Origin of the sequence: Bacteroides xylanisolvens XB1A (assembly GCF_000210075.1) — a bacterium.
Taxonomy (GTDB): Bacteria; Bacteroidota; Bacteroidia; order Bacteroidales; family Bacteroidaceae; genus Bacteroides; species Bacteroides xylanisolvens.
Genome location: NC_021017.1, coordinates 1,973,606 through 1,983,940, shown reverse-complemented (window position 1 = coordinate 1,983,940; position 10,335 = coordinate 1,973,606). Strand labels below are relative to the sequence as shown.

The 10,335-nt window shown below is 40.9% G+C and carries 9 protein-coding genes; 4 read left to right on the top strand and 5 right to left on the bottom strand.

Going from position 1 to position 10,335, the window contains the following annotated elements; translation table 11 throughout:
* Positions 1-54 precede the first annotated feature (54 nt).
* Positions 55-1,812: an ATP-binding protein gene (locus BXY_RS08125; protein ID WP_008018576.1), complete on the bottom strand. Its 1,758-nt coding sequence runs from the start codon at positions 1,810-1,812 to the stop codon at positions 55-57.
* A gap of 29 nt (positions 1,813-1,841) precedes the next feature.
* Entirely contained in the window at positions 1,842-2,315 is a 474-nt protein-coding gene (locus tag BXY_RS08120) for a helix-turn-helix domain-containing protein (protein WP_004316645.1), read from the bottom strand.
* A 219-nt stretch (positions 2,316-2,534) separates the two neighbouring features.
* Between BXY_RS08120 and BXY_RS08115 the strand changes: the two genes are divergently transcribed.
* Complete coding sequence (locus BXY_RS08115) at positions 2,535-2,798, top strand: hypothetical protein (RefSeq protein WP_008644935.1); 264 nt, start codon at positions 2,535-2,537, stop codon at positions 2,796-2,798.
* Positions 2,799-3,294: 496 nt separating this feature from the next.
* Here BXY_RS08115 and pnp read toward each other — a convergent pair whose 3' ends face one another.
* Positions 3,295-5,421, bottom strand: coding sequence for a polyribonucleotide nucleotidyltransferase (gene pnp, locus BXY_RS08110; RefSeq protein WP_004311937.1), 2,127 nt, complete (start codon positions 5,419-5,421; stop codon positions 3,295-3,297).
* 196 nt (positions 5,422-5,617) lie between these two features.
* Here pnp and BXY_RS08105 point away from each other — a divergent pair, with 196 nt between their 5' ends.
* The 3 genes from BXY_RS08105 to BXY_RS08095 all read left to right on the top strand — a co-directional run bounded on the left by BXY_RS08105 (position 5,618) and on the right by BXY_RS08095 (position 7,859).
* Entirely contained in the window at positions 5,618-6,769 is a 1,152-nt protein-coding gene (locus tag BXY_RS08105) for a TlpA disulfide reductase family protein (RefSeq protein WP_004316642.1), read from the top strand.
* A gap of 181 nt (positions 6,770-6,950) precedes the next feature.
* The gene (greA, locus tag BXY_RS08100; RefSeq protein ID WP_032811363.1) at positions 6,951-7,415 is read left to right on the top strand and encodes a transcription elongation factor GreA; all 465 of its coding nucleotides are present in this window, start codon (positions 6,951-6,953) and stop codon (positions 7,413-7,415) included.
* 51 nt (positions 7,416-7,466) lie between these two features.
* Positions 7,467-7,859, top strand: coding sequence for an HIT family protein (locus BXY_RS08095; protein ID WP_004316638.1), 393 nt, complete (start codon positions 7,467-7,469; stop codon positions 7,857-7,859).
* Positions 7,860-7,995: 136 nt separating this feature from the next.
* Here BXY_RS08095 and BXY_RS08090 read toward each other — a convergent pair whose 3' ends face one another.
* The gene (locus tag BXY_RS08090) at positions 7,996-8,895 is read right to left on the bottom strand and encodes a DMT family transporter (RefSeq protein ID WP_004316636.1); all 900 of its coding nucleotides are present in this window, start codon (positions 8,893-8,895) and stop codon (positions 7,996-7,998) included.
* A gap of 3 nt (positions 8,896-8,898) precedes the next feature.
* Positions 8,899-10,215, bottom strand: a complete 1,317-nt coding sequence (locus BXY_RS08085) for an MFS transporter (protein ID WP_008026143.1) — start codon at positions 10,213-10,215, stop codon at positions 8,899-8,901.
* Positions 10,216-10,335: the final 120 nt, after the last annotated feature.

Sequence of the window (10,335 nt, the reverse complement as noted above, 5' to 3'; positions counted from 1 at the left end):
TAGGTAAAATGGATGAACCGCAAACCTTACAATAACATTTATGGTACTTATTTCTTAAGAAAGAGTTACCTCCTCCAATAAAACAAGCTCCCAGCTACGCCAAACAATAGTAATTAACTTCAGTTCACCTTTCGCCTTGGCTTCTGCCACCAGCTCATCTTCACTATAACGAAGTAACTGTTCGCGCGCCTCATCAGCAAGGGCACGTATTTCTTTTTCCGAAGCACCGGCTTTTGCATATTTCACCTCAAGCAGATAGGTGAAAGGAGGAAGTACGGGAACCGACAGACTAGGTTTGAAGAAGAAATCTGCAAAGCCTTTATTCAATTCGTATTCCGGATAAAGTTGATAATAACGATACATTCCTAAATAAGCAAGCAAGAAGCCTTTAATGTGCGCTTCACCTTCAATATATTCACGAATACGGCTTTGCTCACGAACAGCGTTGGCGATAAAATCGAACAAAGGTTTCCAATCTCCTCTGAAAGCCATATTCTCAAATAAAGCACTCATCTTGTTCATGTCTATTTTAAAGATATCATGCTTGATGTAGCCTTGTATCAAGAAGTTAAAAAGCTGTTCTCTTACAACTAAATTCGGTACATGCAGGATGGGTCTTCCCACCATATCTACACCTTTGATGGAAAGAAGTCCGAAATAGAATAATAAAGACTTGAAATTACTGGGGTCCGTCATCTCCAATGCAGAAAAATGAGTAACAATGTCAGTAATAATCTCTCCTTGCTCGGCTATTTCCTTTATAACAGAAAAATTCTCTCCCAATCCATGATCTAATTTTATCAAGTATGCCAACTTGTTAAAGTCAGTGCGAATGTTAGGGTCTACAATTTCTTTAGGCTTTTTATGATGAAGTACAAAAGATTTCAGAAAATAAAGTGCCATGTCAGAATTAAACATACACTGTTCCAATGTATCTTCACTAAAGCAATAATTGTCATAATTGGGTTTCATCATGGCAACTATTTCATCTATAGATTCTTGAAGTACTCCCTGCTCTTTATAATATTCCAGCATCTCACGCAACTCATTCTCACTGAATCCAACCAAATCATTAAACCATGAATCATTTGTGATATTGGTTCCGATGTTAAAGCCACTAGTTACATCATCCATCGTCACCGGACTCACTCCGGTAATAAACAACCGTTCAAGAGCAGCTCCGGTTCCGGTAGTGGCAGATTTTATCACGTTAAAGAAGCCACGAATAAAACCTTCGCCATGCGTTGCTTTCCTGTAAAACTCCGTACCGTAAGTTGAAAGAATGGTATTGGTGAAATTATCGTATTCATCAATAAGTAAATAAATACGAATATTTTTCTTACGGGTAGCATAGGAATTAACCGCAGACAGAAAAGCACCGGGTTCTTCTTGTATTTTCTCATCAAGAACATCCCAAATTTCTTTTCCTAACAAATCTTCATACTTAAAGACAAAATCTTTAAGTTTGCTACAACAATGTAGCTTAAACGATAGTTCTACTTCGTTGACATTGGAACTCACTTCCGAAAAATTAAATCGCATGATGAGAAACTGATTGTGAAGCTTCGTCGGATGCTGACCTATGTATAGCTGACCAAACAACTCGTCAAACTGTTCAGCATGATTTACGTCATAATAGGCCTCTAACATAGCCAAAGTCAGACTCTTCCCAAATCTACGAGGACGTATCAGAAACAGATAAGGCGGTTGCATCTCTATTTTTTCAATGAACATTGTCTTATCTACATAATAATAATTCTCTTTCTGAATTCGGCTAAAATCAGTTATTCCGTAAGGTATTTGTTTCATCATATTGCGATTCCTTTCAATTTATCTGTCTCTTATTTCTGCAGACTTTTTTCAATATTCTGCAAACGGCGTTCTAATGCTGCATACTTTTCATCCTTTTCTTTTAAAAGACGCTCGTAGAGTTCAGTGATTTTGTCGATAGGATTGAAGTTGTTAACTCGACTATCATTAATACTATCTTCGGTATCAGACTTAACTATACCCATGCTGATGTTTGCCCCACCTGCACTTTGTTCTGAATTATTCACCGTATTATTTTCAAACACCACCGTCTGTGCATCCTCCTCCAAAGTCTTGAGATAATCGAAAGGGACATTCAATGCACGTGCAAAGCGTTGCAACATCTCATCATCAATCACCTTCATCTTCTCATATTTAGAAACAGCAGGTTGTGAGAGATGTACTAATTCACTCAAACCCTCCTGGTTCATATTCTTTTCAATACGGGTACGACGTATATTGCGTCCGTGATGGACTCTCCCAATTGTCAATTCTTCTGTTTCCATTTTTATTTTCTTTCTTTTTAAAATCCAACAAATATACAAATGAAAAGTTTCGCTCGAAGCAAATATACGAAAAAAACGAATAGATGTGATAATATGGATAAAAGGAATATTACAACTTGACAAATAGAATAAAATGAATACTTCAAACAGCGCATAATGTGTTAAATTATCACGAACTTTACCGCACGAAAGGGCAACAAAACAAAAGAGCAAGTGAAGATGAAAAGAATATTGACAAGCAAAGAATACAGGTTCATAAAAGGGCTCAAAGAATTGATGACTAAATACAATGCAGTGATCTCTACAGATGCACAAGGAAAAATTGAGATTGTTGTGAATGAAGACGACGAATCATTTGATTTTGAAACAGAAAGCACGATCTATTTAGGAGAATGTTTTTCGGATGATGAGCTAAATGAATTACTGGAAAAGAACTTAGCACACATAATACGAATAAAAGAGGAGTATAAAACAAACTTGTAAACGGATTTATATAATTGAAAAATCATTAATCCAAATTTCTATATAAACACCCCACCAGATTTCTTTAGAACCAACGGCCTCTTCCTTTTAAAGGAAGGGGTCGTTCCTTTAAAAGGAGTGAAGCTTTGGTTTTAAAGCAAGAAAAACGACCTTATTAACTGGTATATTTGCCTGTATCATAAACTTTTTAAATAAAAAAGCTCTTTCAAAGAAATTTTTCTCATATCTTTGCGACGTGTTAAGTTAATAAATTGATTAAGGTCGATTTTTGACTGTTTCGAATCGGGAAGTATGGGGGTACTTTCCGATTCTTTTTTGGGGAGGATATAATAAGGTGTCTTTCATCTTTTTAAAGGTTTTAATAAACTGGATAAATCTAATATATACTAACTCTATATATAAAACAGTTCAACTCCGGAGGATACTAATAAAAAAGAAGGCTGTTTCAAAATTAAATTTGAAACAGCCTTCATTATATATAGAAGCTATCGCTTTCTTACTTCTTTTCCGGTCTTGGCAACAATACCTTGCGTGAAAGTTTGAATTTGCCAGTTTTCGGATCGATATCAATCAGTTTTACCTCGATTTCATCACCTTCTTTGATTCCGGCTTCTTCTACTGTTTCCAGACGTTTCCAGTCAATTTCGGAGATGTGCAGCAAACCATCCTTGCCCGGCAAGAATTCGATAAATGCACCATAAGGCATAATAGAACGAACTTTACCTTTATAAACTTCGCCTACTTCAGGAACAGCAACGATTGCTTTAATCATGCGCATTGCATCATCAATACATTTCTTGTTTGTTCCGGAAACTTCGATGCGTCCCATACCATCAATTTCTTCGATAGTAATCACAGCACCAGTTTCTTCCTGCATACCTTGGATGATCTTTCCACCAGGGCCGATCACAGCACCGATGAATTCTTTAGGAATTGTCATCGTTTCGATACGTGGAGCATGTTCTTTCAGGTCGGCACGTGGTTCAGCAATTGTTTCAGTAATCTTATTAAGGATATGCATACGTCCTTCTTTAGCCTGGTTCAAAGCACGTTCCAGAATGTCATAAGACAGACCGTCTACCTTGATATCCATCTGTGTAGCAGTGATACCGTCTTTTGTTCCGGTCACCTTGAAGTCCATATCTCCCAAGTGGTCTTCGTCACCCAGGATATCAGACAATACAGCATATTTTTCTTCGCCCGGATTCTTAATCAATCCCATAGCGATACCCGATACCGGTTTCTTGATCTTCACACCTGCATCCATCAATGCCAATGTGCCGGCACATACGGTAGCCATAGAAGAAGAACCGTTAGATTCGAGGATATCTGAAACCACACGTACTACATACGGATAGTCAGCAGGAATCTGTCCTTTCAAAGCACGCCAAGCCAAGTGACCGTGACCGATTTCACGACGGCCTACACCACGTTGTGCTTTTGCTTCGCCTGTAGAGAAAGGAGGGAAGTTATAGTGTAACAAGAAACGTTCTTTTCCGTGTTCCAAAACATCGTCGATAATCTTCTCATCCAGTTTTGTACCCAGAGTAACAGAAGTCAATGACTGTGTTTCACCACGAGTAAAGATAGCAGATCCGTGAGGGCCAGGCAGAGGACCTACTTCACACCAGATCGGGCGGATTTCGGTAGTCTTACGACCATCCAGACGCTTACCTTCGTCAAGGATAGAACGGCGCATGGCCTCTTTTTCTACATCGTGGTAGTAACGATCGATCAATGCAGCCTTTTCGTCCAATTCTTCTTCAGAGAATTGAGCTTTGAATTCTTCGCGGATCGCTTCGAAAGCAGCAAAACGTTCGTGTTTGTTATTGTTTCCGGAAGCAGCAACTGCGTAAGCCTTGTCGTAACATGCTTCGCGAACAGCCTTGCGCAAGTCTTCGTCGTTTACTTCGTGGTTGTATTCACGTTTTACAGTTTTTCCAACCTCTTCAGTCAACTCCATCTGCGCTTTGCAATGAATCTTGATAGCTTCGTGAGCCACTTTCATTGCTTCCAGCAATTCAGCTTCAGATACTTCATGCATTTCACCTTCTACCATCATGATGTTCTCATAAGTAGCGGCTACCATCAAGTCCATGTCAGCTTTTTCCAGTTGTTCAAAAGTAGGATTGATAACGAACTGACCGTCGATACGTGCTACACGCACTTCAGAGATCGGTCCGTTGAAAGGAATATCTGAAACGGCAAGTGCTGCAGAAGCGGCAAGTCCTGCCAATGCATCCGGCATATCCACACCATCAGCAGAAAAGAGGATGATGTTCACATATACCTCTGCGTGATAATTATCGGGGAATAAAGGACGGAGAGCACGGTCTACAAGACGGCAAGTAAGAATCTCATAATCAGAAGCTCTACCTTCTCGCTTGGTGAAACCACCAGGGAAACGGCCGAATGCCGCAAATTTTTCTTTGTACTCTACCTGTAAAGGCATAAAATCTGTTCCGGGAACTGCATCTTTAGCGGCACAAACAGTAGCTAACAACATGGTGTTGCCCATGCGAAGCATTACAGAACCGTCTGCCTGTTTTGCCAACTTTCCCGTCTCGAGTGTGATGGTTCTTCCATCAGGTAACTCGATTGTCTTAACAATTGGGTTAATCATAAAAATTGTTTTATCTATACTTTTTCTTTCAAAATTCCTGCAAAGATATACATTTATCGTGGTAATCAGGTGGAAATGAGGTAAAAAGTTAGTGGTGAACTGATTTTTTTTCAAAATTAGGATGAAGAACCCGGCAAAATGCTTTGACTAATCTCGAAAAGAAGTATATTTGCATCTCGTTAATAACACACACTATATGAAAAAGGTTACTTTTGCAGCGCTCGCCGCACTTACTATTACTGCTTGTAGTTCCGGTCCTAAATTCCAGGTGAACGGGGATGTATCAGGAGCCGACGGTAAAATGCTTTATCTCGAAGCTTCCGGTCTGGAAGGTATTGTTCCACTCGATTCAGTGAAGCTGAAGGGGGAAGGTACATTCAGTTTCAAGCAGCCTCGTCCCGAATCACCCGAATTTTATCGCTTGCGGATTGACGACAAAATCATCAATTTTTCTGTAGATTCTATCGAAACAATTCAGATCAAAGCGCCGTATGTGGATTTCTCCACTACTTACACGGTGGAAGGTTCGGAAAACAGCAACAAGATAAAAGAGCTGACGCTGAAGCAGATCCGCCTGCAAAAAGAGGTGGACGACTTGCTGGCAGCTTTACGCAGTAACAGAATGGGGCATGATGTATTTGAAGACAGTCTGGCAACGTTGCTCAACAATTACAAGGAAGATGTCAAAGTGAACTATATTTTCGCTGCTCCCAACACGGCAGCCGCTTACTTTGCCCTGTTCCAGAAACTCAATAATTATCTGATATTCGATCCGTTGAACAATAAAGATGATGTGAAATGTTTCGCTGCTGTCGCTACGAGCCTCAACAATGCGTTCCCTCATGCCGTACGTTCCAAGAACCTTTATAATATTGTAATTAAGGGGATGAAGAACACGCGCCAGCCACAGGCGAAAGCATTGGAGATTCCTCAAGAGAAAATTGTGGAAACCGGCATTATCGACATCGCCCTGCGTGACGTGAAAGGAAATGTGCGCAAACTGACCGACCTGAAAGGAAAAGTCGTATTGCTCGATTTCTCTGTATTCCAGTCGCCTGCCGGTTCTCCTCACAACCTGATGCTTCGCGAACTATATAATGAATACGCAAAACAAGGACTGGAAATATACCAAGTATCTCTCGATGCGGACGAACACTACTGGAAAACTGCGGCAGACAACCTTCCCTGGGTTTGTGTACGCGATGGAAACGGAGTATATTCTACCAACGTAGCTGTATATAATGTTCGTCAAGTTCCATCTATCTTTTTGATTAACCGTAACAACGAATTAAAGCTTCGCGGCGAAGATATCAAGGATTTGGAAGCAGCTGTCAAGTCATTGCTCTAAGTTGTTATAATTTAGCATATTTCATTTAAATATGTTACATAGCATCTTTTTTCACTTGACACGTATCACTTAAAAGTCTATCTTTGCAAAGAAATAATGATAAGAGGGTTCCAACATGGCTCATGTTGGAATTCTTTTTTGTTTATATGACCATTTAAAACAATTAAAGGAGGAAAACATCATGGCTTATATGTCAGAAGAAGGTTACAAGAAACTGATGGCGGAACTGAAGGAACTGGAAACAGTGGAACGCCCGAAGATCTCTGCGGCAATAGCCGAAGCCAGAGATAAAGGAGACTTGTCGGAAAATGCAGAATACGATGCCGCCAAAGAGGCGCAGGGTATGCTTGAAATGCGCATCAACAAATTGAAAGCTACCATTGCAGACGCAAAAATCATTGATGAATCTAAGCTGAAAACAGATTCTGTACAGATTTTAAATAAAGTGGAACTGAAGAATGTAAAGAACGGTATGAAGATGACTTATACCATCGTTTCCGAAAGTGAAGCTAACCTGAAGGAAGGAAAGATTTCCGTTAACACCCCGATTGCACAAGGTCTGCTTGGCAAGAAGGTGGGTGATGTAGCCGAAATCACTGTTCCACAAGGCAAAATTGCATTGGAAGTAGTAAACATATCAATTTAACGTAAAGGCAGGTCTCCTTGTGGGGCTTGCCTTCATTTATCAATAAAAGTTATGGCAACAATATTCAGTAGAATCATCGCAGGCGAAATCCCCTGCTACAAGGTGGCGGAAAACGAAAAGTTTTTTGCGTTTCTCGATATCAATCCGTTGGTAAAGGGACATACATTGGTGGTGCCCAAACAGGAAGTAGACTATATTTTCGATTTGAGCGATGAGGACCTGGCTGCTATGCATGTATTTGCAAAGAAAGTGGTCCGTGCCATTGAAAAAGCTTTCCCCTGTAAAAAGGTGGGCGAAGCGGTTATCGGACTGGAAGTTCCTCATGCACATATTCATTTAATTCCTATTCAAAAGGAATCGGATATGTTGTTCTCGAATCCGAAACTGAAATTGTCGGATGAAGAATTCAAGTCCATAGCACAAGCGATCAACTCCTCTCTATAAAACATGATGATGAAATAAGCAAGAGCGTTCTGTGAAGGACGCTCTTTTTTTGTTCCATGCCTTGAAACAAAGTGTTCCTCGGTGTGAAACGAAGTGTTCCTCACCGAGGAACAACCTGTTCCACACGGAGAAACTTTTATCGTTCCTTGCTTTCGGCAACTTCTACCAAATAAACTCCGATACAGATAAAAATAATGGCAAACGTCTGCGTCCAGCTAAAACGGTCTTGTCCCAAAGCAAGGGAGGCAATAGTTGCCACAATCAGAATCAGATAACCATAAATGGCAACCACCGTTGTCTTCAGATATTTCAAACCGACAGGCAACAACATATAACTGATAGTGGTCGGGAAAATCAATACGAACATCAGGATAAGGAAAGGTGTCCAATGGAACGGCATGGAGAATACCGGGGCATCAAATCCCGTAATGAACGTTACTATTATAGCAGATACAGCAGCACCGGAAAAAGTATAGCGCAACATGGTTATTGCTCCGATAGCAGTCAAGATACGCTGACTAAGAATCAGATAGACAGCATATACCACAGAGCTAAGAAGACAAAGCATATTTCCCGTGAAAGCATCGGACGCCAAATCATCACTTTGCTGGGTTAAAATACAAACCAATGCTCCTATCAGACCGATAGAAATTCCTATTATTTTTTTTGTGGTCGCCTTCTCCTTATAAAAGAATATCATCATGAGAAAAACCCAAATAGGCTGGAGACTGGTAAAAATAGAACTGGAAACAGGAGTCGTTTTACTCAATCCGGCCAGGTAAAGAAACATAAAGCCATAAAGTCCCAAGGCCCCCAACAGGAAAAGGAGCCATTTATCTTTGGCGGATGATTTTTCCGGAGGCATAAACCACCCGATTACCCAAAAGGCTGCTGCTGCAAACGTGCAGCGAAGGGTTGCTCCTGTCAGCGGACTCATCCACAAAGGCAGAAGATACTTCAGGGCATTCATATTTAACCCGCTAAAAACTTTCGAGACGGCCATGCTAAGATTGGCTTCCAGTTTCTTATTCTTCATTTTTTATTTCAATTGGTCGTTAAACAAAAAGGTATGACGGCGCCGATATGCCCAGAAAAGAGTGACAACAGTAATCAGCAGATTAAAGATAAACGGAAACTCTTGCGATTGGGTATGGAATACCCACTGGAAAAAATCGACGATAAAGGGATAGAGCAAAATAGCCAGGTAGTTCATCATCATCACAAATGCCAAAGCTAATGTGGTCTTTTGCGGTAATGCGGTCTGCGTGGTCTTGTCATAAAGCATGGGCTGGATAATGCCATACCCTAAACCGACCAGAATACACCCGGGAATAATCAACCACTCTATCGGAGCTATCCAGATTAATAATAGTCCCAATGCCATCGACAACAGGCTATATGCCTTCGTACGTTCTTTAAGCAAGCCTACAATTTTATCCAGACAGAAGCCCGGAGCCGTGATAGCCAGGAAGAAAAGCGAAATCATCAGTCCGGAATTACCACTGGAGAAATGATGCTTTTCCATTAAGAAAGGCAGATTGAAGATCACTACTATTACGATATATGTAATCACCCCATAGAAAAGCATCAGTTCTATCAGATGCTTGATGTGAATACCATATTTACTGCCTTCAATGTCTATGGCAGACTGTCGGGCAGCTTTGCTGTCGTCCGCTGAACTCGTCTCCGGCACAGTCACCGTCGCCGCATTCGCAGTTGCTACATTTGCCGCCGTAGTAGTAGCAGTATCAGACGAAGAAGATGCCGTTAAAGCGGCTTCTCCGGACCGGTCTTCTTTCAAATGTCCCACCAGCAGAATGGAAACCAACGGAAGAAGATAAACAAGAAAAGGCAGGTGCCAACTGACTTCTGCCAGATAGCCCGTCACGGCAGTTGCTATCACTAACGTAAAATTAGTTATGGCCGAACTCAACCCGAACTGTTTCACCCGATAAGTTCCCACAAAATATCTGGAAACCAATCCGGTAGACAAAGGGATAATAAGTCCGGACCCGATGCCGAGCAGAGCACTAACCACAATCAACTGCCACATTCGATTGGATATCAGATACAGAACACCGCTTGCGGCAAAAAGCCAGAGTCCGACTTTCAATACACGGACATAATCGACTTTCTCCGTCAGTTTACCACCCAGCAATATAAAAGGTATGATGAGCAATGATGGCAGTGATGTCAACATCTGTATGTCCAGATCCGTAGCTTTCGGAAATATCTTTGTAAGGTCACCCAATATAGGTGAAACAGCGAGTCCCGGCAATGAAGTCAATGCCGAAATAGACCAAATGGCAATTAAAGTGATAAGAGGAATTGTTCCTCGTCCCGTCTGTATCTTCATAATGCTTATTCGTTAAAAGTTTAGGTTTGAAGAAAACAATAGTCGCTTTATAAAGTTCATTTATTCACCACAGAGGAGGACGCAGAGGATACAGAGGGGAATCTTGTTCATGCCGGTACC

Bases quoted from the DNA above. Each gene is read 5' to 3' on its own strand.
- BXY_RS08125 (WP_008018576.1), bottom strand. From the start codon at position 1,812: ATGATGAAACAAATACCTTACGGAATAACTGATTTTAGCCGAATTCAG.
- BXY_RS08120 (WP_004316645.1), bottom strand. From the start codon at position 2,315: ATGGAAACAGAAGAATTGACAATTGGGAGAGTCCATCACGGACGCAAT.
- BXY_RS08115 (WP_008644935.1), top strand. From the start codon at position 2,535: ATGAAAAGAATATTGACAAGCAAAGAATACAGGTTCATAAAAGGGCTC.
- pnp (WP_004311937.1), bottom strand. From the start codon at position 5,421: ATGATTAACCCAATTGTTAAGACAATCGAGTTACCTGATGGAAGAACC.
- BXY_RS08105 (WP_004316642.1), top strand. From the start codon at position 5,618: ATGAAAAAGGTTACTTTTGCAGCGCTCGCCGCACTTACTATTACTGCT.
- greA (WP_032811363.1), top strand. From the start codon at position 6,951: ATGGCTTATATGTCAGAAGAAGGTTACAAGAAACTGATGGCGGAACTG.
- BXY_RS08095 (WP_004316638.1), top strand. From the start codon at position 7,467: ATGGCAACAATATTCAGTAGAATCATCGCAGGCGAAATCCCCTGCTAC.
- BXY_RS08090 (WP_004316636.1), bottom strand. From the start codon at position 8,895: ATGAAGAATAAGAAACTGGAAGCCAATCTTAGCATGGCCGTCTCGAAA.
- BXY_RS08085 (WP_008026143.1), bottom strand. From the start codon at position 10,215: ATGAAGATACAGACGGGACGAGGAACAATTCCTCTTATCACTTTAATT.